30 protein-coding genes are annotated in these 22,186 nt (G+C 72.2%); 21 read left to right on the plus strand and 9 right to left on the minus strand.

What is annotated here, in order from left to right; translation table 11 throughout:
- Positions 1 to 59: 59 nt before the first annotated feature.
- Together RI138_RS30965 and RI138_RS30970 are read right to left on the minus strand one after the other, a co-directional pair.
- Complete coding sequence (locus tag RI138_RS30965; protein WP_311122569.1) at positions 60 to 866, minus strand: SAM-dependent methyltransferase; 807 nt, start codon at positions 864 to 866, stop codon at positions 60 to 62.
- Positions 841 to 1,710, minus strand: a complete 870-nt coding sequence (locus RI138_RS30970) for a helix-turn-helix domain-containing protein (RefSeq protein WP_311122570.1) — start codon at positions 1,708 to 1,710, stop codon at positions 841 to 843. Before RI138_RS30970 ends, RI138_RS30965 begins: the two co-directional genes overlap by 26 nt.
- A 137-nt stretch (positions 1,711 to 1,847) precedes the next feature.
- Here RI138_RS30970 and RI138_RS30975 point away from each other — a divergent pair, with 137 nt between their 5' ends.
- Together RI138_RS30975 and RI138_RS30980 are read left to right on the plus strand one after the other, a co-directional pair.
- The gene (locus RI138_RS30975) at positions 1,848 to 2,219 is read left to right on the plus strand and encodes a hypothetical protein (protein ID WP_373558754.1); all 372 of its coding nucleotides are present in this window, start codon (positions 1,848 to 1,850) and stop codon (positions 2,217 to 2,219) included.
- Positions 2,220 to 2,365: 146 nt separating this feature from the next.
- A complete protein-coding gene (locus RI138_RS30980) occupies positions 2,366 to 4,009 on the plus strand; it encodes a GMC oxidoreductase (RefSeq protein WP_311122571.1) in 1,644 nt (547 codons plus the stop codon).
- Positions 4,010 to 4,085: 76 nt separating this feature from the next.
- Here RI138_RS30980 and RI138_RS30985 read toward each other — a convergent pair whose 3' ends face one another.
- The 3 genes from RI138_RS30985 to RI138_RS30995 form a co-directional block, all read right to left on the minus strand.
- The gene (locus RI138_RS30985) at positions 4,086 to 4,565 is read right to left on the minus strand and encodes a carboxymuconolactone decarboxylase family protein (RefSeq protein ID WP_311122572.1); all 480 of its coding nucleotides are present in this window, start codon (positions 4,563 to 4,565) and stop codon (positions 4,086 to 4,088) included.
- Positions 4,562 to 5,641 (minus strand): NAD(P)H-dependent amine dehydrogenase family protein, encoded by a 1,080-nt coding sequence (locus RI138_RS30990; protein WP_311122573.1) that lies wholly within the window; start codon positions 5,639 to 5,641, stop codon positions 4,562 to 4,564. The genes RI138_RS30985 and RI138_RS30990 overlap by 4 nt, the downstream gene beginning before the upstream one ends.
- A gap of 109 nt (positions 5,642 to 5,750) precedes the next feature.
- A complete protein-coding gene (locus RI138_RS30995) occupies positions 5,751 to 6,656 on the minus strand; it encodes a UbiA family prenyltransferase (protein ID WP_311122574.1) in 906 nt (301 codons plus the stop codon).
- Between the two features lie 118 nt (positions 6,657 to 6,774).
- Here RI138_RS30995 and RI138_RS31000 point away from each other — a divergent pair, with 118 nt between their 5' ends.
- The 10 genes from RI138_RS31000 (at position 6,775) to RI138_RS31045 (ending at position 14,349) form a co-directional block, all read left to right on the plus strand.
- Positions 6,775 to 7,827, plus strand: coding sequence for a type III polyketide synthase (locus RI138_RS31000; protein WP_311122575.1), 1,053 nt, complete (start codon positions 6,775 to 6,777; stop codon positions 7,825 to 7,827).
- 15 nt (positions 7,828 to 7,842) lie between these two features.
- Positions 7,843 to 8,370, plus strand: a complete 528-nt coding sequence (locus tag RI138_RS31005; protein WP_311122576.1) for an isoprenylcysteine carboxyl methyltransferase family protein — start codon at positions 7,843 to 7,845, stop codon at positions 8,368 to 8,370.
- Complete coding sequence (locus tag RI138_RS31010; protein ID WP_311122577.1) at positions 8,367 to 9,383, plus strand: NAD(P)/FAD-dependent oxidoreductase; 1,017 nt, start codon at positions 8,367 to 8,369, stop codon at positions 9,381 to 9,383. Before RI138_RS31005 ends, RI138_RS31010 begins: the two co-directional genes overlap by 4 nt.
- 156 nt (positions 9,384 to 9,539) lie before the next feature.
- On the plus strand, positions 9,540 to 11,159 hold the full coding sequence (locus RI138_RS31015) for an MFS transporter (protein ID WP_311122578.1): 1,620 nt from the start codon (positions 9,540 to 9,542) through the stop codon (positions 11,157 to 11,159).
- Between the two features lie 3 nt (positions 11,160 to 11,162).
- Complete coding sequence (locus tag RI138_RS31020; protein ID WP_311122579.1) at positions 11,163 to 11,618, plus strand: VOC family protein; 456 nt, start codon at positions 11,163 to 11,165, stop codon at positions 11,616 to 11,618.
- Between the two features lie 96 nt (positions 11,619 to 11,714).
- Complete coding sequence (locus tag RI138_RS31025; protein ID WP_096623984.1) at positions 11,715 to 12,113, plus strand: DUF6221 family protein; 399 nt, start codon at positions 11,715 to 11,717, stop codon at positions 12,111 to 12,113.
- A 116-nt stretch (positions 12,114 to 12,229) separates the two neighbouring features.
- Positions 12,230 to 13,099 carry a hypothetical protein gene (locus tag RI138_RS31030; RefSeq protein WP_311122580.1) on the plus strand — a complete coding sequence of 290 codons (870 nt, stop codon included), beginning with the start codon at positions 12,230 to 12,232 and terminating at the stop codon, positions 13,097 to 13,099.
- A 1-nt stretch (position 13,100) separates the two neighbouring features.
- Positions 13,101 to 13,541, plus strand: coding sequence for a hypothetical protein (locus tag RI138_RS31035; RefSeq protein WP_311122581.1), 441 nt, complete (start codon positions 13,101 to 13,103; stop codon positions 13,539 to 13,541).
- On the plus strand, positions 13,538 to 13,855 hold the full coding sequence (locus RI138_RS31040) for a hypothetical protein (protein WP_096623990.1): 318 nt from the start codon (positions 13,538 to 13,540) through the stop codon (positions 13,853 to 13,855). The genes RI138_RS31035 and RI138_RS31040 overlap by 4 nt, the downstream gene beginning before the upstream one ends.
- A 290-nt stretch (positions 13,856 to 14,145) precedes the next feature.
- Complete coding sequence (locus RI138_RS31045; RefSeq protein WP_003964323.1) at positions 14,146 to 14,349, plus strand: cold-shock protein; 204 nt, start codon at positions 14,146 to 14,148, stop codon at positions 14,347 to 14,349.
- A 107-nt stretch (positions 14,350 to 14,456) separates the two neighbouring features.
- Here RI138_RS31045 and RI138_RS31050 read toward each other — a convergent pair whose 3' ends face one another.
- Positions 14,457 to 14,702: a hypothetical protein gene (locus RI138_RS31050; RefSeq protein ID WP_311122582.1), complete on the minus strand. Its 246-nt coding sequence runs from the start codon at positions 14,700 to 14,702 to the stop codon at positions 14,457 to 14,459.
- 441 nt (positions 14,703 to 15,143) lie between these two features.
- Between RI138_RS31050 and RI138_RS31055 the strand changes: the two genes are divergently transcribed.
- On the plus strand, positions 15,144 to 15,707 hold the full coding sequence (locus RI138_RS31055; protein WP_311122583.1) for a type 1 glutamine amidotransferase domain-containing protein: 564 nt from the start codon (positions 15,144 to 15,146) through the stop codon (positions 15,705 to 15,707).
- A gap of 8 nt (positions 15,708 to 15,715) precedes the next feature.
- Here RI138_RS31055 and bla read toward each other — a convergent pair whose 3' ends face one another.
- A complete protein-coding gene (gene bla / locus RI138_RS31060; RefSeq protein ID WP_311122584.1) occupies positions 15,716 to 16,663 on the minus strand; it encodes a class A beta-lactamase in 948 nt (315 codons plus the stop codon).
- Between the two features lie 59 nt (positions 16,664 to 16,722).
- Between bla and RI138_RS31065 the strand changes: the two genes are divergently transcribed.
- Entirely contained in the window at positions 16,723 to 16,947 is a 225-nt protein-coding gene (locus RI138_RS31065; protein WP_398864101.1) for a hypothetical protein, read from the plus strand.
- A 20-nt stretch (positions 16,948 to 16,967) separates the two neighbouring features.
- Here RI138_RS31065 and RI138_RS31070 read toward each other — a convergent pair whose 3' ends face one another.
- Entirely contained in the window at positions 16,968 to 17,996 is a 1,029-nt protein-coding gene (locus RI138_RS31070) for a S66 family peptidase (protein ID WP_311122585.1), read from the minus strand.
- Positions 17,997 to 18,279: 283 nt separating this feature from the next.
- Here RI138_RS31070 and RI138_RS31075 point away from each other — a divergent pair, with 283 nt between their 5' ends.
- The 5 genes from RI138_RS31075 to RI138_RS31095 all read left to right on the plus strand — a co-directional run bounded on the left by RI138_RS31075 (position 18,280) and on the right by RI138_RS31095 (position 20,265).
- Positions 18,280 to 18,498, plus strand: a complete 219-nt coding sequence (locus RI138_RS31075; protein WP_311122586.1) for an MbtH family protein — start codon at positions 18,280 to 18,282, stop codon at positions 18,496 to 18,498.
- Positions 18,495 to 18,650: a hypothetical protein gene (locus RI138_RS31080; RefSeq protein WP_311122587.1), complete on the plus strand. Its 156-nt coding sequence runs from the start codon at positions 18,495 to 18,497 to the stop codon at positions 18,648 to 18,650. Before RI138_RS31075 ends, RI138_RS31080 begins: the two co-directional genes overlap by 4 nt.
- Positions 18,651 to 18,768: 118 nt before the next feature.
- A complete protein-coding gene (locus RI138_RS31085) occupies positions 18,769 to 19,335 on the plus strand; it encodes a nitrobindin family protein (protein ID WP_311122588.1) in 567 nt (188 codons plus the stop codon).
- A gap of 86 nt (positions 19,336 to 19,421) precedes the next feature.
- Positions 19,422 to 19,850: a DUF4190 domain-containing protein gene (locus tag RI138_RS31090; protein ID WP_311122589.1), complete on the plus strand. Its 429-nt coding sequence runs from the start codon at positions 19,422 to 19,424 to the stop codon at positions 19,848 to 19,850.
- Between the two features lie 28 nt (positions 19,851 to 19,878).
- Positions 19,879 to 20,265, plus strand: coding sequence for a VOC family protein (locus RI138_RS31095; RefSeq protein WP_311122590.1), 387 nt, complete (start codon positions 19,879 to 19,881; stop codon positions 20,263 to 20,265).
- Here RI138_RS31095 and RI138_RS31100 read toward each other — a convergent pair.
- Positions 20,253 to 21,140 carry an NmrA family NAD(P)-binding protein gene (locus RI138_RS31100; RefSeq protein WP_311122591.1) on the minus strand — a complete coding sequence of 296 codons (888 nt, stop codon included), beginning with the start codon at positions 21,138 to 21,140 and terminating at the stop codon, positions 20,253 to 20,255. The genes RI138_RS31095 and RI138_RS31100 overlap by 13 nt on opposite strands.
- 124 nt (positions 21,141 to 21,264) lie before the next feature.
- Between RI138_RS31100 and RI138_RS31105 the strand changes: the two genes are divergently transcribed.
- Entirely contained in the window at positions 21,265 to 21,858 is a 594-nt protein-coding gene (locus RI138_RS31105; protein WP_311122592.1) for a TetR/AcrR family transcriptional regulator, read from the plus strand.
- Positions 21,859 to 22,035: 177 nt separating this feature from the next.
- A complete protein-coding gene (locus tag RI138_RS32465; RefSeq protein WP_373558710.1) occupies positions 22,036 to 22,113 on the plus strand; it encodes a 50S ribosomal protein bL37 in 78 nt (25 codons plus the stop codon).
- Positions 22,114 to 22,186 lie beyond the last annotated feature (73 nt).

The raw sequence follows: 22,186 nt of genomic DNA on the forward strand, positions 1-22,186 counted from the left end.
GCCGAGCGCGCCGCGCACCGGCCCATCCCGGTGCGCGGCGCGGCGGTTGCGGACAGGGGTTACGGGATGCGGGCGACGGCCCCCCACCCGGCCCGGGCCGTGGTGGTGCCGGTGTTCGCGTCGGGCCGCCAGTTCGGCCAGGACACCATCCCCGGCTCCACCATCTCCAGCCCGTCGAAGAACGCGATCGTCGTCTCCGGCTCCCGGAAGATGTACGGGATGGCGCCGGAGGAGTTGTACTCGTCCTGCACGGCGCGGTGCGCCTCGTCCGAGGCGGTGGAGTGCGAGAGCGAGAGGTAGCTGCCCGAGGGAAGCCGCTCCACCAGCCGCCGTACCAGGGACAGCGCGTCGTCCCAGTCCACGATGTGCCCGAGCACGTCCGAGATCACCAGGGCGACCGGCCGTGTCAGGTCCAGGGTCTCGGCGGCCCCGGCCAGGACGGTGTCCGTGTCGCGCATGTCCGCCTCGACGTACGCGGTCGCGCCTTCGGGACTGGACGTCAGCAGGGCATGGACGTGCAGCAGTACGAGGGGGTCGTGGTCGACGTAGACGATCCGCGACTCCGGGGCGATGCGCTGGGCGACCTCGTGGGTGTTGTTCGCCGTGGGCAGGCCCGCGCCGACGTCCAGGAACTGCCGTATCCCGGCGTCCCGGGCGAGGTGGGTGACCGTCCGGCGCAGGAAGTCACGGGACTCCTTCGCGAAGGTTTCGATCAGCGGGTACTTGCTCTTGTACGCGTCGCCCGCCGCCCGGTCCGCCGGGAAGTTGTCCTTCCCGCCGAGCCAGTAGTTCCACACCCGGGCGCTGTGCGCGACGGACGTGTCGATCTGTGCGGGCAGTTCAAGCCCATTCCCGGTCGTACTCATCCTGCAGAATCTCCCTAGTTCGGGCCGGGCGTATCGCCATCACGCACGACATGTCCAGCATTGCTTGATATTCCTGTACGGACGGATTGGTGTCCCAGACCTCCGCCGTCCCGGGCAGCCCGCCCTCGCGGACCACGTGGTCCGCGATCTCCCGGATCTCCACCCGGTACAGACTCAGCGCCGGAACCCCGGTGAGCGGGTGCGGCGGCGCGCCGTCGGGGTGCAGCTGCACCGTCACCTCCCGCCGCCCGGCGGCCCTCTGAAGCGCGTTCAGCTGCTCGCGCATCACCTCGGGGCCGCCGACCCGGCAGCGCAGCGCGGTGACCGGCAGTACCGCCCACACCCGCGCCTGCTGTTCACGCAGCCGCTTCTGACGCTCCGCCAGCAGGTCGGCCCGCCGCTGCCGCGCCCCGGCGTCCAGTTCGGGCCGCAGGGCCGCGTCCACGGCCATGGCGTAGGCCGGGGTCCGGAGCAACAGGGGCACGAGCGCCGGGTCCCAGGTGCGGACGACGCTCGCGGCGGACTCCACGCTCATCAGGTCCATGAGCCAGGGGTCCATCGCGTCCCGCCACGGGTGCCACCAGCCGGGCATGTTCGCGGCGTTGAGCCGGCCCATGATGTCCTCGGCCTCCGCCGCGCCCGCCCCGTAGAGGCCGAGCAGTGCGGAGACCTGCCCGACATCGAGGGAGGTCTGCGCCTGCTCCAGCCGCCGCAGCGTCGTCGGATGCCAGCCGAGCTGCCTCGCGGCCTGCGGCACGGACAGACCGGCGCCTTCCCGCAGGTGCCGCAGGCGCGCCACCAGGACCAGGTGCTGCGCCGTCCGGCCCGACCGTTCACGCGCCACGTGGTGCTCCCTCCCCGCTCCGGCTCGATCTATTCGACACTCCGCGCAGTCTGAGCGCAATGCATACAACGCACCTTGCGACGACCGCACGCCGCTCTCATGGTGAGTATCTCCGACGCCACCCTGGAGCCCACCCCGTGAACCATCCGAGTCCGCTGCGCGCTGTTCCCGCCCCGATGCCGGCCCCCGCCCGCCCGCTCGATCTCCGCGTACGCGCGCAGCGGATCCAGATCGACGAACTGATCGTCGACGACCCGCACGAAGTCCTCGCGCACGCCTGCCGGGCAGCCCGCACCGCCCCGGACACCGCGGCCCTGCTGGGGCACGGCCCCGGCGCCGACCTGACGCTCCCGGCGGCCGCCGCGCTTCTCTGCGCCCTCTACGAACCCGACGAACTCGCCACCATGGGCCTGCGCTTCACGCGGCACACCACGCACGTCACCGCCCACAACCAGCAGAGCGAACCCGTCTCGCTGGAGCTGTCCCACGCCCCGGAACAGGGGCGCTGACCTGCCAGGTCGCCTCGCCCGGCAACGGCGCGCGACCCGGCTTCGGATGCCGGAGGGCCGCCGGAAGTTACCCCTAAGTTTCTAGTGACTTACCACACGATTGACAGTAGAACCTGTTGCACTCTGTCGAGAGTGAGGGATGTCACATGGGTGACACTGTCATGCGCAATAGCGGGGCCAAGGGTGTCTCGCGTCGAAGATTCATCACTGGAACAGGTTCTCTTCTGGGTGCTGCGGCGGTCGCCGGGCACGCCGCGCCGACGTGGGCGAGCGTCCGTCCGGCGGCGGCGCCGATCGGCTCGGGGGCGCATGTGCCGGTCCTCGTCATCGGCACCGGATACGGCGGCTCCGTGGCCGCCCTCCGGCTCGCCGAGGCCGGCACGGACGTCCACATGATCGAGATGGGCATGGCCTGGGACACCCCGGGCGCGGACGGCAAGATTTTCGCCAACACCACCAAGCCCGACGACCGCTCCTTCTGGCTGCGCACCCGGACCAAGCAGCCGCTGAGCAACTTCCTCGGCTTCCCGCTCGACAAGAACGTCAACTGCTACACCGGCATCCTCGACGCCGAGGAGTTCGGCGGCATCACGGTCTACCAGGGGCGGGGCGTCGGCGGCGGATCGCTGGTCAACGGCGGTATGGCCGTCACTCCCAAGCGGGAGCACTTCGGGTCCGTCCTCCCCACGGTGAACGCCGCGGAGATGTACAGCACCTACTACCCGCGCGCCAACAGCGGGCTCGGCGTCACCACCATCGACCCCGACTGGTTCGACACCGTCGACTGCTACCAGTACGGCAGGGTCGGGCGGAAGCACGCCCGGCGCTCCGGCTTCCCGTTCCTCTTCGTACCCGCCGTGTACGACTGGGACTACATGAAGCAGGAGGCGGCCGGGGCCGTCCCCAAGTCCGCCCTGGACGGCGAGATCCTCTACGGCAACAACCACGGCAAGAAGTCGCTCCAGAAGACCTACATCGACCGGATCAGAGCCACCGGACGGGTCACCATCTCGCCGCTCCACAAGGTCACCTCGGTCGCTCCGGCGCCGGGCGGCGGCTACACCGTGCTCATCGACCAGCTCGACACCGGCGGCCGGACCACGGTCACCAAGTCCGTCACCGCGGACAAGGTGTTCTTCGCGGCGGGCAGCGTGGGCACCAGCAAGCTGCTGGTCGCACTGAAGGCCACCGGTGCCCTGCCCCTCCTCAACAGTGAGATCGGCAAGGGCTGGGGCGACAACGGCAACGTCATGTGCGGCCGTGCCAACCACCTGTGGGACCCGACCGGGAAGGTCCAGTCGTCCATCCCCACCGGCGGCATCGACAACTGGGACGCCGGAGGAGCGTTCGCCGAGATCGCCCCGCTGCCCACCGGGATCGAGACCTGGGCCTCGTTCTACCTGTCCATCACCAAGAACCCGCACCGCGCGCAGTTCACCTGGAACGCGGCGGCGGGCAAGGCCGAGCTGAACTGGCAGACGGCGTGGAAACAGCCGTCCATCGACGCCGCGAAGACCATCTTCGACAAGATCAACCAGAAGGAAGGGACGATCTACCGCACGGACCTCTTCGGCGTCCACAAGATCTGGGGCGACCACCTCACCTACCACCCGCTGGGCGGCGCGGTCCTGGACAAGGCCACCGACAACTACGGCCGTCTGCACGGCTACCCGGGCCTGTACGTCATCGACGGCGCGCTCATCCCCGGCAACACCAGCGTGAACCCCTTCGTCACCATCACCGCGCTGGCCGAACGGAACATCGAACGGATCATCGCCGCCGACCTGTAGAGGAACCGGCGGGCGAAGAGCCCGGGGCCGGGAGTGCCAACCCGGCGGCCCCGGACTCCGTCAGTGACCGGCTCCCTCAGTGACCGGGCAGAACGCACACCGCGTCGATCCCCAGCACATGGTTGAGCCGCCCGAACGCCAGCCACGAGCCGATGCTCATGCTCAGCTCCACGATCTCCGCCTGGCTGTAGTGCGCCGCCATCCGTTTCCAGAAGGCGTCGTCCAGACCGTGGTGGTCGAGCGTGTACCGCTCGGCGTACTCGGCCGCGAGCCTGGTCCGCTCGTCGAAGGACTCGGTCGTACGCCACTGGGTCACCGCCTCGGCGAACTCCTCCTCGACCTTCGCCCCGTCCCGCTCGGTACGCCAGTCCAGGCAGAACAGACACCCGTTGATCTGCGCCACCCGCAGCCTGGCCGCCTCGAACTCCCGCAGCCCCAGGGTCGTGTGCTCGTACACGGACATCGAGAAGGCGGCCGCGGCCACGCCGATGCCGGGGACCATCTCCCCCCACACATAGCCGATGGGCTCCTGGCCCTCCGGGATGTCGATGATCATGCCGGTCTCCTTCCCAGCCTGCCGACCGCAGGCCGCAGCGGGACGTCGAGTGCGTCGTACAGGCCCGGCTCCGCCTCCACCAGCCAGTCGATGGCCGAGACGAGCCGCCCGACGGCCGTGGCGTTCCCGCCCGCCGACCGGTTCTCGCCCTCGTCGGAGGCCTCGACCGTCACCTCGATGCGGGGGCGGCCCTCGATCACCACACGGTGCGCGCCCACCCCGTCGGGCGGGGACGGCCAGTCCGGCGCGCACGAGGCGTGGATCCGGGTGATGTGCTCGATGACGATGCGTGGCTCGCCGCCCACGATGCCCTGCACCTCGAACCGCACGGCCCCCTGGGTGCCCGCGGCGAACTCGCCCATCGTGCGCGTGCTGACCGTCGCCTCCAGCACCCGGCGGTCCGATGTCTCGCGGATCTCGTCGAGTTCGACGCCGAGCGCCCGGGCCATCAGACGTATCTGACCGCCCCACACCATGGTCGGGACGCTCTCCGCCAGCATCAGCGGCTGGTAGTCCATCGGGTGCCCCATGCCGATCAGGTGGCGTACCGAATCCTCCTGCTCGTACGTGGAGTAGTCGAAGATCTCCTGGCAGCGGATCACGTCCACCTCGGTGCCGAGACCGCTGACGAGCAGGGGCAGGACGTCGTTGCCCCAGCCGGGGTCGACCCCGGAGACGAAGAGGGAACCGCCGCCCTCCGCGACGGCGGCCAGGACCGGGTCCCGCAGTTCTGGAGGGGCGTTGCGCTGATCGTAGAGCGGATAGAGGGAGGGCGTGACGACCACCGCCCCGGTCCGGATCGCCCTGCCGATGTCGGCGAGGGCGTCGTCGGGGCGGATGTCGCCGGACGCCGCGTAGACCACTGCCCTCGGCCGCTCGGCCAGGACCGCGGTGATGTCGACGCTCGCCGCCACGCCGAGCGGGTGCCCGAGCCCGGCCAGTTCGCCCGCGTCGCGGCCGGACTTGGCGGGGTTGTGGACGAGGACGGCGGAGAGTGCCAGTGCCGGATGGGCCGCGACGGCGCGGATCGCCGCGCGGCCGACGTTGCCGGTACCCCAGACAACCGTGGGAATCATGCGCGGAGGGTAGCGGCCCGGCCATGCACTTCCCAGAGCCGCGGCGGGACCAAAACAGGCTGGACCAAAGGGTGTTCCCGGGCCGGTGACGAGCCGCCGGCCCGGGAGTTCAGCGTGCGGCCGGGCCTCCGGCCAGCAGCAGCGCCACATCCACCGCCGCCACGGCCACCGCCCCCGCCAGCGCGGCCTTGCGCCACCGGTGGCCGAGGGCGGGTCCCACCAGCGCCGCCGCCCCGGCCAGGGCGAGCGCGGCCGCGCCCCCGGCATTCGGCGGGCCGGGCGGCCCGAGCGCCAGCACGGCCGTGGCCCCCAGCAGCGGCAGCGGCAGCAGCAGCCGGGTTCCCGCACCGCCCAGCCGGTGCGGCAGCCCCCGGATGCCGGCCGACCGGTCCGCCGCGATGTCCGGGAGCGTGTCGGCCAGATGCGCCGCGAACCCGAGCAGCGCCCCGGCCGTGACCGTCCACCACCGGGGCGACGGGCCGCCGGGCTGGGCCAGGGCGACCGCCGCGGGCAGGGCGGCGAACCCGGCCACGTACGGCAGCCAGGACAGGGCGGTCGCCTTGAGCCACAGGTTGTAGAGCCAGGCCACCGCGACCGCGGCGAGGTGCACCGTACCGGCGAGGACTCCGCAGGCCAGCGAGAGCGGTACGCACAGGGCGAGCGCGAGCCCCGCCGCCCCCCACACCGCGCGCACCCCGACCGCACCGTCGGCCACCGGCTTCCCCCGGCGCCCCGCGAGGGCGTCGCGCCCCGCGTCGTGCGCGTCGTTGCACCACCCCACCGACAGCTGACCCGCCAGCACCGCCGCCGCGACCAGCGCCGAACGCGGGCCGCCCAGGCCCGAGCCGAGAGCCAGGGCGAAGGCGATCGCGGTCACGGCGGCCACCGGCCCCGGATGGCAGGCGAGCGCCAGAGCGGCGGCGAGGTCCGTGACACGCCGGACCGGCCGGAGGGTGGCCGCCGCCCCGCCCGGCGGCGCTCCGGCGGTGCGCGAGGTCCCGTCCATGGCGTCCATCGGGCGATCGTAGGGACCTGCCGACCCGTCAATGCGGCAACCGGGCGGGTCCTTTGCCCCATTTCGTCACTTCTTGTGGGCAGGATGGGGCCATGACGTCCCCGAAGCAGGAGCCAGGATGACCCGGATCGCCGCGGTCCACGGGGTCCTGCCGCCCCACCGCCACACCCAGTCCGAGGTCACCGACATGGTGGCCCGCACCTGTCTGCCGCCAGGCGCCGACCGCCGCGTCCTGGACCGGCTCCACGAGAACGCCCGTGTACGCAACCGGCACACCGTGCTCCCCCTGGACGGCTACCGCGAACTGGAGGGATTCGGCGACGCCAACGACGTGTTCATCCGCTCCGCAGTCGACCTCGGGGCGCAGGCAGTACGCGGCGCGCTGTGCTCGGCCGGGCTGCGCCCCACCGACGTCGACCTGCTGATGTTCACCTCCGTCACCGGCATCGCGGCCCCCTCCGTCGACGCCCGGCTCGTGACGCGCCTGGGCATGCGGTCCGACGTCAAACGGCTGCCCGTCTTCGGCCTCGGCTGCGTCGCCGGGGCCGCCGGGGTGGCCCGGTTGCACGACTACCTCCTCGGCCGTCCCGACGACGTCGCCGTGCTGCTCTCGGTCGAGCTCTGCTCCCTCACCTTCCAGCGCCGGGACGCGACCCCCGCCAATCTGGTGGCGACCGCGCTGTTCGGCGACGGGGCGGCCGCCGTTGTCGCCCTCGGACAACGCCGGGCCGTCGCCGGACCCGAGATCGTGGACACCCGCAGCCGGATGTACCCGGACACCGAACACGTCATGGGCTGGGACATCGGCAGCACCGGCTTCACCGTGGTCCTGGACCCGGCGGTGCCCGACGTCGTCCGCCGCTACCTCGCCGACGACGTCAGGGAGTTCCTCGCCGGACACGGCCTCAAGCCGAAGGACATCGCCCACTGGGTCTGCCACCCCGGCGGACCCAAGGTGCTGGAGACCGTCACGGAGGTCCTCGGCCTGCCCGACGGCGCGCTCGACGTCACCTGGCGCTCGCTCACCGACATCGGCAACCTGTCCTCCGCCTCGGTCCTGCACGTCCTGCGCGACACCATCGAACAGCGCCGGCCGGAGCCCGGCACCCCCGGCCTGCTGCTGGCCATGGGCCCGGGATTCTGCTGCGAACTGGTGCTGCTGCGCTGGTAGAAAGAGAGGGACAGGATGATCTGGTACACCGCCCTGGTGCTGGCCGTCGCCGCCGAGCGCCTGGCCGAACTCGTCGTGGCCCGCCGCAACACCCGCTGGAGCCTCGCCCGCGGCGGTACGGAATCGGGCCGGGGGCACTACCCGGCGATGGTCGCCCTGCACACCGCGCTCCTGGTCGGCTGCCTCGCGGAGGTCCGGCTGGCCGAACGCCCTTTCCTGCCCGCCATCGGCTGGGCCATGGCCGCCCTCGTCGTGGCCGCACAGGCGCTGCGCTGGTGGTGCATCCGCACGCTCGGCCCCCGCTGGAACACCCGCGTCATCGTCGTACCCGGCCTGCCCCGCGTCACCGGCGGCCCCTACCGGTGGCTGAGCCACCCCAACTACGTCGCCGTCGCCGCCGAGGGCGTGGCGCTGCCCCTGGTCCACGGTGCCTGGGTGACCGCCCTCGTCTTCACCGTGCTCAACGCCGCCCTGATGGCCGTCCGGATCCGCTGCGAGGACGGGGCACTGGCCCGCCTCCCGGCAGCGGACGCCCGGGCATGATCGACGTCCTGGTCGCGGGCGGCGGCCCGGCCGGACTCGCGGCCGCGATCCGGGCCGCGTCGGCGGGCCTGGAGGCGGTGGTCGTCGAGCCGCGCACCGCCCCCGTCGACAAGGCGTGCGGCGAGGGAATCATGCCCGGTGGCGTCGCGGCGCTGCGCGGCCTCGGCGTCCGGGTGAACGGCCACGAACTCCGGGGCATCCGGTACACCGACGGCCGGCGCAGCGCGGAGGCGGCGTTCCGGGGCGGCCCCGGGGCGGGCGTACGCCGCACCGAACTCCACGCCGCCCTGCACGAACGGGCCGCCGCCCTCGGCGTACGCGTCGTCACGGGAAAGGCGGGGGAGATCCGCCAGGACGAGCACACCGTCCGGGCCGCCGGGCTCACCGCCCGCTGGCTCATCGCGGCCGACGGCCTGCACTCGCCGCTGCGCCGAGCCCTGGGCCTGGACCGGCCGGTCCCCGGGCCCGGCCGCTACGGGCTGCGCCGCCACTACGCCATCGCCCCCTGGACCGACCACGTCGAGGTGCACTGGTCGCGGCACGGTGAGGCGTACGTGACCCCGGTCGGCGAACGCCTCGTCGGCGTGGCCGTCCTGAGCCGCGACCGCCGCCCCTACGAACGCCACCTGGCCGCCTTCCCGGCCCTCGCCGCCCGGCTGGGGGGCGGCCCCGACGCCACCCCCGTACGCGGGGCAGGTCCGCTGCGGCAACGGGCGCTGGGGCAGCGGGCCGGGCGGGTCCTGCTGGTCGGCGACGCCGCGGGCTACGTCGACGCCCTGACCGGGGAGGGCATCGCCCTCGCGGTGGCCACCGCGAGCGCCGCCGTCGACTGCCTGAGCGCCGGGCGGCCCGAGGACTACCCGCGCCGCTGGGCCGGGGTCACGCGACGGTACCGGCTGCTGACCCTCGCCCTGCTGAGCGCCGCAGGGCATCCGTCCTCGGGCCGGCTGATCGTCGCGGCCGCCCACCGGGCCCCCGCCGTCTTCCGCACGGCGGTCCACGCGCTCCAGTGAAACGACCCCGCGGGAGCGCCCGGTGATCGATTGGCGGGGCCCGGGGTTCCGTCATAACGTCGGTCGGGTGAACGCCCGCGGTCACCGTTCACCGGACCGGCGGAGACCGGACGCCCCACGCGGCGCACTGCCTCGGCACGAGAGACGGACCCCACCATGACGGGCTCCCACGCGACACCCGCGCACCCGGCCAAGAACTCCGAACGGCACCGGGGCGGCGCGATGGCGCTGCTGGTCATCGCCTCGTGCCAGCTGATGGTGGTGCTCGACATCACCATCGTCAACATCGCGCTTCCGCACATGCAGAAGTCCCTGGGGTTCTCCACCGAGAACCTCTCCTGGGTGATCAACGCCTACACGCTGACCTTCGGCGGGCTGCTGCTGCTCGGCGGACGCCTCGGCGACATCCTCGGCCGCCGCCGGGTCTTCATCTTCGGCGTGCTCCTCTTCGTCTTCGCCTCGCTGCTCGGCGGACTGTCCCAGGAGTCCTGGCAGTTGCTGGCGGCCCGATCGCTCCAGGGCGTCGGCGGCGCGATCGCCTCGCCCACCGCCCTGTCGCTGATCACCACCACCTTCCGCGAGGGCCCCGAACGCAACCGGGCGTTCGGGGTGTTCGCCGCCGTGTCGGCGGGCGGCAGCGCGATCGGGCTGCTGGCGGGCGGGCTCCTCGTGGAGTGGCTCGACTGGCGCTGGGTCCTGTTCGTCAACGTCCCCATCGGCCTGCTGATCGCGCTGGCCACCCCCCGCTACATCGCCGAGTCCGAACGCCGTCCCGGCCACTTCGACGTCGCGGGCGCCCTCACCTCCACGGTGGGCATGGTGCTGCTCGTCTACGGCTTCATCCGCGCGTCCGAGGACGGCTGGAGCGACGCCCTGACCCTCGGGTCGTTCGCCGCCGCCGTGGTGCTCCTGACCGGGTTCATCGCCATCGAACGCGGCTCCAGACAGCCCATCACCCCCCTGTGGATGTTCCGCGACCGCAACCGTGCCGGGGTCTACGGCATGATGCTCAGCCTGGCCGCGGCCATGTTCGGGATGTTCTTCTTCCTGACCCTCTTCGTGCAGAACGTCCTCGACTTCAGCCCGCTGCGGGCCGGACTCGCGTTCCTGCCGGTGAGCGCCATCATCGCGGTCGGCGCGGGACTCGCCTCCCAGCTGCTGCCCAGGTGGGGGCCCAAACCCTTCATGGTGGCCGGTGCGCTGTTCGCCGCGACCGGCCTCGGCTGGCTCACCCTGACCGACGTCCACAGCTCCTACCTCGGCTCCATCCTCGGGCCGATGCTCGTCTTCGGATTCGGCATGGGCATGCAGTTCGTGTCGCTGACCCTGATGGCCGTCTCGGGTGTCGCCCCGAAGGAGGCGGGCGCCGCATCCGGCATCCTCAACGCCACCCAGCAGGTCGGCGGATCCCTCGGCCTGTCGATCCTGGTGACGATGTTCGGCACGGCCAGCCGCAACGAAGCCACCGACCAGGTGCCCGAATTCCTCCAGGAGGCCACCCCGGCCCAGCTGCTGGAGTTCCGCAGAACCGGTGAACTGCCACCGCCCTGGGCCGACCAGGTCCTGACCTCGGGGGTGTCCAGCGCCTTCGTCGTCGCGGCCTGCTTCGCCGTGTTCGCCGCCCTGATCGCCCTGCTGGTCATCCAGGTGCGGCCCGCGGACCTGGCCCGCCTCCAGGGCGGCGCGACCCCGCTCGCCGGTGAGGAGACCGTCGACAGCGGGCAGGATGAACCCCGGGCCGACCCGGACACCGACCGCCCCGCGAAAGGGAGCTGAACCATGGACTGGACCCTCGAAGTGATCATCCTTCCCGTCACCGACATCGACCGGGCCCGGGACTTCTACCGGGACAAACTGGGCTTCCACCTCGACATCGACGCCGAAGTGATGGCGGGCGCCCGGGTCGTGCAGCTGACCCCGCCCGGCTCCGGCTGCTCGATCGCCCTCACCGACGGCCTGCCCAACCCGACGGGAACCCCGAAGCCGGGCACGTACCACGGCCTCCAGCTCTGCGTCACCGACATCGACGCCGCCCACGCCGAGCTCGTCGGCCGGGGCGTCGAGGTGTCCGAGCCCCAGCGGTACACCGACGAGGACGGCGCGACCTTCATGTACTTCACCGACCCGGACGGCAACGGCTGGGCGGTGCAGGAATACCGCCGCCGCAAGACCGAGCCGCTGCACCGGCTCCTCACCGACCTGGCCGCGCGGAGCACGGGCGACACGGCGGGGTGAACCGGCCGGAGTCGGATCGTGCCCCGCCCGGCCCATCCATCAGAATGCTCCCCGTATCGAGTGCGGAGATCCAACAGCGCAAGGGAGCAGCATCCAATGGGCGGCAACGCAGACATGGTGGCCTTCGTCCGGGCGCGGCTCGCCGACGAGGAACAGGTCGCCCGGGCCGCCGGCGGGGACCGATGGCGGTGCCCGGCCGATGTGCCGGGCGAGGTCCACGACCGCACCGGCGGGGTGGCGTTCACCGTGCGTGGCCGAGGGTTCGACCAGCACATCGCCTTCCAGGACCCGGCGCGCTCCCTGGAGCGCATCGAGACCCACCGGGTCCTGCTGGGTGAGTACGTCGAGGTCGCCGACCTCGACACCGACCGCCCCGCGCAGGACTTCCCCTCCGGCCGCGCGGTGGGCCTCGGCTTCGCCGTACGCCAACTGGCCGCCGAGTACGCCGGACACCCCGACTACCAGGCGCGCTGGCTGCCCCGCTTCATCCAGTAGCGGCCCCCGGGGGCGGGAGACTCTCCGCCGGACCATGATTCCGGGAAGTCCGCCTGCACGGAGTGCAGTTGATCGATAGCATCTCCCCATCGGCCGACACCGGGGGAGTTGCACGCGTGCCCGACGTCTGGGAGAACACTCGATCGCGGTGGGAGAGCGTCCGGCACGCCGTCGAGGGCGGCGGTCCGGCCCCCGGGCCGGAAGCGGCGACCCTCCACGGCAGGATCGGACTCTCCGTCAATCCCGTCGCCATCACCGGCGAGGCGGGGGCGGGCAAGACCGTCCTGTACGACGCCCTGACGCAGTCGATCCGCAGCGGCGACAGCGACAGCGCCCGCAGCCCCGACATCGAGAAGCACGCCACCGTCCTGCGCTCCGGCAGCCGCCGCACCCGGGCAGCCGTCACCGTCATCCCGGGCCAGCTCTCCGCCCAGCGCGAACGCGCCCTGACCGACACGATGCGCGGGGACGCCTCCCCGCACGGCATCGTTCACGTCGTCTGCTGGGGGCACAACAGGATCTGGCAGCGGGGCGCCCAGCGCGACGTCCACGAGGCGCTCGCCGCCCAGGGCGGCCCCGTCGACCAGGAAGCCGTACGGAACTGGCACCGGCGCAAGGAGGCGGCGGACTTCCGGCTGCTCGTCGACGCGATCATCGACGGGCAACTGGCCCAACGGCTGCGGTGGCTGATCGTCGCCGTGTCCAAGAGCGATCTGTACTGGGACCGCCTCGGCGAGGCACGCGACCACTACATCCCCGGCGGCTCCCGCCGGGAGTCCCCGTTCGCCGCCCTGATGCGGGACCTGCAGAACGAGACGTCGCTGCGCCTGTCCGTCCTCCCCATGGCCTCCCGCCTCATCCGGCACCAGTTCCTGCCGGGACTGCCCGCGCAGACCTCCCAGCTGGACGATGCGCAGATCGGCGCGCTGCGCACCCACTTCGGCCAGGAACTCCAGGCGTTCATCACGCAGCGGAACGGGGGCTGACATGGCCGCGATCGACAGCGGAGCGGCGTTCCTTCGGACACTGGCGGCCGCGGAACGACGGCTGGCCGCCGTCCAGGCGCTCAGCGCGCGGCGACGGCGGGTCCGTCGGCCCCGGATCGCCGCGGCCTCCCTCGCCGCGCTGATCCCGGCGGTGCTGCTGCTCGCCGCCGCGGCGGGCGACGGCCCCGGCGGTGCGGCAGTGGCGGTGGGTCTGGCCGTGGCGGCGCTCGCGCTCGCCGCGTACATCGCCCTCGGCCTCATGATCGAGCGGCCACTCGGCCGACGTATGGCGCAGGAGGAGCACACCATGATCGAGGAGGTGAACCGGATGCGGGAGCTGTTCACCCATATCGCCGAGCGGGAGCGGTGGGAGGCACGACTGACCCGGTCGGTCCGGGAGCGCCTCTCCCGCTTCCCCGTCGAAGGAGGGTCCCTGCGGTGATCCGACGCCTGGCAGTCGTCTTCGGACTGGTGGCCTTCCCCGCCGCCCTGTTCACCTCGGCCGGATATGTCCTGGCCACCCGGGACCAGGGCCCCTACCAGCGGGTGTTCGAGGACCAGTGGGACGCCATCGCGGCCGGGTTCGCCGTCACGGCCTGCGGGGCGCTCGTGGTGGCGTACGGCGCCCGGCTCTGCTTCAGCGTGCTCGGCGGCTTCCAGCCGGACAACGTACGCCGGGGAGCGCTGGCCCTGCTGGGCGGTGCGCTCGTCTGCGGAGTGGGCCTCCTGCTGCTCTGGCGGCTGCTGGAGGTCTGAAGAGGCGCGCGGCGACACCTGCGGAATCTCTCCGTCCGGGTCGCCGACGGCCCCTGAACGGAACGTGATCGGCAGACTACGGAGCGGTGGCTGTGACACTGATCGTCAGCAAAATGGCGTTGCTCTCTGGTGAGGAGTGATCCCGCCGTGTAGCGTCGCCGACAGATGTCGTGGTTCGCAGTACCTGCCCGCGCCTGGCGCGGGCGTTTTGCTGTGCAGTGCCTGAGAACCAGGGCGATCACCTCCGGGTCCGCGCGGTGCGGATCCGTTTACTGCTGAGAGGTACAGGCATGGCCAGCGGAACCGTCAAGTGGTTCAACTCGGAAAAGGGCTTCGGCTTCATCGCGCAGGACGGCGGCGGCCCCGACGTCTTCGCGCACTACTCGAACATCAACTCCACCGGCTTCCGTGAGCTCCAGGAAGGCCAGGCGGTGACCTTCGACATCACCCAGGGCCAGAAGGGCCCGCAGGCGGAGAACATCACCACCGCCTGATCCGGGTTGACCGACTCTCGGGCCCCGAAGCGCACGCACCGCGCTCCGGGGCCCGAGGGCGTTCCCGGGCCCTGCGGCCCGACCTTCCTCGGCTCCGGCCCGGACTCCTAGTCCGGCGACTCGTCCGGAGTCGGATCCTCGGGGTGCGCGCCGGCGTTGCGCGGGGTGTCCGGGCCGGAGCCCGCCTCGTCCGGATCGGGCTCGCCGCTCTCGCGGGCCACCCGCTCGGGCACCGGTATGTCGAGCGGGTCCTCGTCCTCCCCGGTCTGCTGGTCCGGCAGGTCCGCCGGTATGGGGGGCGGGCTGCCGGAAGCCCCGTTGTGGGCGGCGCCTTCGGGCCTGCGGTCGGTCATGAGAGCTTCCTTCCGTGCTGACCCCGGTGGGACCGGGGACGACTGGTCCGCCCTGCTGGGTACCCCTTTCCGCGCGGAGCGCTCCTCCCGGATCCGGCCTCCGGCCTCCGGCCTCCGGCCGAAGACGCGGGGTGCCGACGGCTCGGCCGTCTCGGGAGCCCCGGCCCATCGGCCCGGACCGCACGCGCGGTGCGACGGTGTGACCCGCCCGGGTGCGGGTACCCGGTGCGTGGCTCCCCCTCCACAGTAGGGGCCCGACCGCGGAAGGGGAGGCGCAGAGGACGGTCCACTTCGACGCGCGCCTCTCGTACCGCTGCGCCACAGTGGAGATCAGGATCGCGGGCGTCTGACCGGGCCCGGCCGACATGGTGCCGCCGGCCACGCTCGTACGGGGCGCAGAGGGAACAGGAGCATCGGAAGACCGGAAGAGAGGAGCAGTCCATGTCCACCACCGATCTCGGCGACCGCCGGATCCTGGTCATCGTCACCAACTACGGGGTCGAGCAGGACGAACTCGTCGTCCCCGTCCGGCACCTGCGCGACCGAGGCGCCCAGGTCGGCGTGGCGGCGGTCTCCGGCGACGAGATCCGCACCCTCGTCGGCGACCGCGATCCCGGCGAGAGTGTGCGGCCCGACCTCACGCTCGCCGACGTCGACCCCGCCGCGTACGACCTCCTGCTGGTACCTGGCGGCACGCTGAACGCCGACTCGCTGCGCCTGGAGGACGCCACCACCCGGATCGTCAGCTCGTTCGCCGCATCCGGCAGGCCGGTGGCCGCGATCTGCCACGGCCCGTGGGCGCTCGTGGAGGGCGGCTACGTCCGAGGTAAGACGCTGACCTCGTACGCCTCCCTGCGCACCGACATCACCAACGCGGGCGGCACCTGGGTCGACAAGTCGGTCGTCCGCGACGACGCCTCCGGCTGGCCGCTGATCACCTCGCGGAACCCCGGTGACCTGGACGACTTCCTCGGCGAGATCGACGCCGTGCTCACCGGGGCCTGACCCACCTGTCAGGGAGTGTCCTGCCCGGTCAGCGCGCCGACGGCGACGGACGCCGCCTTCGCGATCAGCGTGTTGTCGAAGGCGGCTTCCGCGTCCTTCCGGTTGGACAGCACCGCCAGCACGAGCGGGGCGGCGTCTGGCGGCCACACCACGGCGATGTCGTTGCGCGTTCCGTACGTACCGCCCGCCCCGGTCTTGTCGCCGACGGTCCACCCCTTCGGGACCCCGGCCCGGATCAGCTCGTCGCCGGTGGTGTTGGTCCGCAGCCACTGGGTGAGCCGGGCCCGCTCGGGCCTGCCGAGGACATCGCCCAGGACGAACGCGCGCAGATCCTCGGCCAGGGCCCGGGGCGTGCTGGTGTCGCGTGTCGCGCCCGGGCTCCACTCGTTGAGCTCCGTCTCGCGCCGCTCCATTCGCGTCACGTCGTCCCCGAGCCCCGCCAGCACCGTCTGAAGCCCCCGGGGCCCGCCGAGCGCGTCGAACAGCAGGTTCCCGGCCGTGTTGTCGCTGTAGCGGACGGCGGCGTCGCACAGGTCGCCCAGGCTCATTCCGGTGGCCACATGCTTCTCGGTGACGGGGGAGTAGTCGACGAGATCCTCGCGGCGGTACGTCACGACGCGCTCCAGCCCGCTCAGCCCGTGCTTGTGCAGCACCGCCCCCGCCGCCAGCGCCTTGAACGTGGAGGTGTAAGGGAACCGCTCCCCATCACGATGGGCGACCGTACGCCCGCTCCCGGTGTCGACGGCGTACACGCCGAGCCGGGCCGTGTACTCCTTCTCCAGCGCCGCGAACGCGCGGGTCGGGTCCTTTGCCGCCGACGGCGATCCCGCCGCCTCCCCGGGGAACGCTGAAGCGCTGTCCGGGCCCCCGCAGGCGACGAGCGGTACGGAAACCAGCGCGCCGCCCATCATGCGGAGTACGGAACGTCGGGTGTGGGGGTTGGGCAGTCGGCTCATCCCGCCATGCTAGGCACGCCCGGGGACGGACCATCACTTACCTGATCGAATCAGGCCACGTGCAGGTGCACGGCGACTGCGAGGGCGAGCCCGTCGCCTGCGTACCGCCGGACCCCGCCGACGCGGTCCTGGAAGCGATGCGCGCCCGCCCGTTGGGCAAGGAGGCGGTACGGATCGGCAGCTGTGTCGAGGACCATTCTGGCAGGTGCGTGGCCGCCACCGGGCTCGGCGGAAAACGGGTGGCCGACGTGCCGCTGGGCGAGCAACTGCCGCGCGTCTGCTGACAGGGAGGGCTTCCCGCCGCTCAGTCCAGCGTCTGCGTGATCTCACTGCGCGTCGCGGTGTGCACGACCCGGGCGCGCGCGCCGTTGACGAGCGGCATGTACGGGGGCACGTGCCCGCACTCGACGTCGGCGAGGATCGGCACGTTCAGAGGACCGAGCGCGTCGAGCACCGCCTCGTGCTGACCGAGCGACGGTGTGCCCGGCGCCGAGGTCCGGCCGACCAGCACCGCCCGCGCCGTGTCGAAGAATCCGGCCATGCGCATCCCGTGCAGGTAGCGGCAGATGGCGAGCGCGTCCTCGCCCGCCGCCTCCACGTACACGAGCAGACCGTCCGGGGCGTGCGCCCGGGCGAAGGAGGAGGAGTCGAGATACGGGGTCCCCGTGAGGTTGCACAGCATTTCGGTGCAGCCGCCGATGAGCCGCCCCTCCACGTCCACGTCCCCGTCGCCGTCCAGCCGGGTCCACCGCCCCGGGGTGTCGAGCGCGAGCGTACGGGCGTCGGGGTGCTCCGCCCAGTCGTCCCAGCCCGAGGCCCGGTGCCGTTCCGGCGGGATCTGGGTGAACCGGTGGCCCGGCGGGGCTGCGACGATGTCGAACCAGGACACCAGCCCCTCCGGCACCCGGTAGGGGGTGTCCATGAGGTTGTTCCCGTGCACGGTCGCCACCCCGGTGAGCAGGGTCAGCGGTGTCATCACGGTGGACATGTCCGAGTAGCCCACCAGCCAGGTCGGCTCAGCCGCCCGCACGGCGTCCCAGTCGATCAGCGGCAGCAGATCGAGCGCGGTCTCCCCGCCCCACGGCGGCACCACGGCCCGGATCGCGGGATCCGTCAACATCTCCGTCAACTCGGCCGCCCGGTGGGCCGCGGGCGCGCTGACATGCCCCGAACCGTCCATGCAACGGCCGGTCACGACCTCGTACCCCCGTGCCTCCACATCGCGCACCGCCACGGCGAGCCGCTCGCGCAGCTCCTTGGGCACTCCGCTGGAAGGGGAGGTGATTCCGATGCGGTCACCGGGGTGGAGGGGGCGCGGGTATCGAACTGACATGCGCTGGATTCTGGCACAACACCCCGCGCGGGCGGCGGGTCGCCGGGTGCCGTCGGGCGCCGGACCGGACCGGTGTGGCGGATGGCGAAGCCGCCACGGGCGGCCGGAGCGTGGCCCGGGAGTCCCAGCGCAACAACCTGCTTCCGGTCGGTGTCACCACGGTCGTGCCGGCGGTGTGCAACGGAAGGGAGTTGTGAGATTCGGTGGGTCAACCGAGAAAGAGATGGGTAGGATTGCCGACATCCAAGTAAAGAGAGCCTTGCCTAAGTTGACGGAGGATGCGGTGGCCAACCCGTTCGAGGACGAGAACGGCACCTATCTGGTGCTCGTCAACGACGAGGGACAGCACTCCTTGTGGCCCGCCTTCGCCGAGGTGCCCGCCGGGTGGGCCGTGGCCCACCCCGAGGACACGCGCCAGGCCTGCCTGGACTACGTGGAGCGGAACTGGACCGACCTGCGGCCCAAGAGCCTGATAGAGAGCACGGCGGCCGATCCCGCGTGAGCGCATCCCCCAAGCTGCCCGACCTGGTCGGCCGATGGGGCTTCCTCGTCGGAGCCGGAGTGGCGGGCGCGGCAGCGGCTCTCTGTGTCGGCCTCGCCGACGGAGCCGGGCGTTCACCGCTGTCGCTGTCGCTGTCGCTGTCGCTGCCCTGACCGTCGTCGGAGGGTGTAGATCTCCCTGCTCCGGCCTCGCCCGGCTGCTGGAACTCCTCTCAGGCCCGCACGACCGATGGCACCGTCCCGCCCCGACCGCCCCAGGAGCGCACACCCCATGCACCACCCCCTCCGCCCCGCCCGCGAACTCCCGTTCCCCGACGCCCTCGGCCCCCACGAGTCACCGGCCCCGCACCCCCTGCTCGCCCCGGTCACCGGTTACCTCGGCACCTGGTCCGGTACCGGCCGCGGCGGATACCCGACGCTCGACGAGGGGTTCACGTACGCCCAGGAAGTGACGTTCAGCCATGACGGGCGGCCCTTCCTCGCGTACGAGGCGCGGGCCTGGCTGCTCGGCCCCGACGGGCTGCCCGTGCGGCCGTCCGCAAGGGAGACCGGATGGTGGCGGCTCCAGCCCGACGGGCGGGTGGAGGCGCTGATCACCCAGCCCACCGGCGTCGCGGAGATCTCGGTCGGTCAGGCTCACGACGGTACGGTCGACCTCGCCACCCATCACGTGGGGCTCGCCCCCACCGCCAAGACGGTCGAGGCCACCCGGCGTCGCTACACCTTGACGGACGGGGACACCCTCACCTTCGTCCATGAGCTCGCGGCCGTCGGACAGCCGCTCCAGCACCACCTGTCGGCAGAGCTTCGCCGGGCGGCGCCCGGCGAAGGCCTTTAGTTGCCCGAGCGTGACCAAGAGGGCGCATAGGGGACGGTTCTTCGGGCATATGCTCGGATGACCAGGAGAACAGGAGCCCTCACCCGATGTCCCTTCCCTCTTACCCGGACCCCTCGTACACGGGCCCGCCCGCAGCCGGGCAGGAACCCTACGGCAGTCACGGGCCCGCCCCGACGAACGGCTTCGCGGTCGCCGCCCTCGTCCTCGGCCTCAGCGCCTGTGTGTTCTTCTGGACCGTGGTCGGCGGGGTTCTCCTCGGACTGCTCGCCATCGTCTTCGGGATCATCGCAGCGCTCCGCACCCGTCAGGGCCGGGCCCCGCGCCGGGTGATGGCGATAGTCGGCGCCTCGTTCGGGGCGCTCGGTCTCATCGGTTCCGCGGTCCTCCTCGTGTGGGTGGTCAACCTGGTCGACTCCGAGGAGTTCAGGAACTTCGAACGGTGCATGGACCGCGCGGTCGGCCAGACGGCGCAGGACCGCTGCACCGAGGACTTCCTCGACGAGCTGACCAACTGACGGACCGCGCACGGCGTACGCTCGGGGCATGGTGCACGTACTGGGCAGCAGGATTCTGCTCCACCCCACCGATCCCGAGCGTTCGCGTGCCTTCTACGGCGAGGCCCTGGGCCTCGCCGTCTACCGCGAGTTCGGCACCGGCCCCGAGCGCGGCACGGTCTACTTCCTGGGCGGCGGATTCCTGGAGGTCTCCGGGCGCGGCGAGGGTCCGCCCTCGTCCTCCGTGCAGATCTGGCTCCAGGTCGACGACGCCGGGGCCGCCCACGAGGATTTGCGGGCCAAGGGCGTCGACGTGCTGCGTCCGCCGCGGCGGGAGCCCTGGGGGCTGGTCGAGATGTGGATCGCCGACCCCGACGGGGTGCGGATCGCCGTGGTCGAGGTCCCGGAGGACCATCCGCTGCGCTACCGGGCCTGAGCGTCCGGACGGCTGTCTGCCGCGCCCGCCGTCCTGCCCAACTCCCGTGCCGCGAAGTCGTCGAAGTCGCCCGGCGGCCGACCCGTGAGCCGTAGCACGGTGTCCGTGACCCGGTCCTCGGCTCCACCGGCGATGGCGCGGTCCATTCCGGCGAGCATCTCCGCGAACAGGACGGGTATCCCGGAGGCGGCGAGCCGGTCGCGCATGGTCTCGTACGTCAGGCGCTCATGGCGGACGTCCCGCCCGGTGGCCCGGCCGACCGCCGAGGCGACCTCGTCGTAACTCAGCGGCCGGGGACCGGTGAGGACCAGGTCGGTGTCGGGTGCCCGCTCGTCGGTCAGGGCGTGCACGGCGACCGCGGCGATGTCCTCCGCGTCCACGAAGCCGACCCGCCCCTCGCCCGCCGCGGTCCGGATGACGCCTGCCTCCCGGATGCTCAGGGCATGCGTGTGGTCACCCGTGAAGTTCTGCATGAACCAGGACGGCCGCAGCACCGCCCACTCCTCGAAGAGGCTGGGCAGGGCCCGGTGGACACGGCCGGTCGCGGGCCCGCCCGCCGGGATCGCGGAGGAGCTGAGCAGCACCGCACGGCGAACCCCGGCATCGCGGGCCCGCTCCAGGAAGGGCAGCATCACCTCGGCCGGATCCGGGTGGCCGATCGGCGGCACCAGATAGACCCGGTCCGCCCCGGTCAGTGCCTCGCCGTGGCTGGAGGGGTCCTCCCAGTCGAAGCGGACCGCCTCGGCGCCGGGTACCGGACGGGCGGCACGGGAGGCGGCCCGCGCACGGTGCCCGGCTGCGGCGAGGCGGGCGACGACACGGCTGCCGGTGGTGCCGGTCGCGCCGATGACGAGGGTTGCGGCGGAGGTCTGCATCGGCTGCTCCCGGTGAAGTCGTTCGACGGCCCCGAAGGTTCCGTCACCTAGAATGTGGACCGTCGGTCCGTTTCAGTGGCGACGATACGGACCATGGGTCCGTTTTGCAATCGGAGGAGACCCCATGACCGCCCGCACGCCTCGCAAGGACGCCGCCCGCAACCGTGCGGCCGTCCTCGCGGCGGCCGATGACCTCTTCGCCCGCTGCGAGAGCCCCGCCGCCGTCACCATGGCCGATATCGCGGCGGCGGCCGGTGTCGGCAAGGCGACCCTCTTCCGCGGTTTCGGTGACCGCACCGGGTTGATCCGTGCCTTGTTCGAAGCGCGCCTCGAACCGATCCGGGCCGCCGTCGAGTCCGGCCCGCCGCCACTGGGCCCCGCGGCCCCGCCGCTGCGTCGCGTACCCGCCCTGCTGGACGCCGTCCTGTGCTTCAAGCTCGACAACCGGCACCTCGCCCTCGCTCTGGAGGACACCGGCGGAGACAGCCCGTACCGCACAGAGCACTACGAACGCTGGCACCGCACCCTCCAGGGCCTCCTGGACCGGATCGAGGGCTTCACCGGCAGCGCCTACGCCGCACATGCCCTGCTGGCGGCCACACGCGCCGATCTCGTCGAGCACCTGGTCGTCCAGCAGGGCATGGGCCGTGAGGAACTGCGTGCGAACCTGGCCGACTACGCCGCCACGGTCCTCGCATCCCGCCCTTCCCCGGGCTGAGCGGCTGCCCCCGTCGCCTCCCCCGGGTCACCGCCCGGACTTTTGTGCGCCGTGTCGCCGGTTGCACCCGCACCGGGTGTTTGCCACGGTGTCCCTCGGCAGGTGGCACAGTGATCGCCGGGGTTCATCGCCCCGCACACCGTCCGCACGGAACGCAGAGCAGAGAAGGAGGGTTCGATGTCCTCGAAGCGACGTCGGAAGAAGAAGGCCCGCCGCAAGAACGGCGCCAACCACGGCAAGCGCCCTCAGTGCTGATCGGCCGTAACTGAGCCAAGCGCCCCGCCCGGGGTCCGGCACCGTGGGGTGCCGGACCCCGGGCGGTGTGCTG

The organism is Streptomyces durocortorensis, from assembly GCF_031760065.1.
GTDB lineage: Bacteria > Actinomycetota > Actinomycetes > Streptomycetales > Streptomycetaceae > Streptomyces.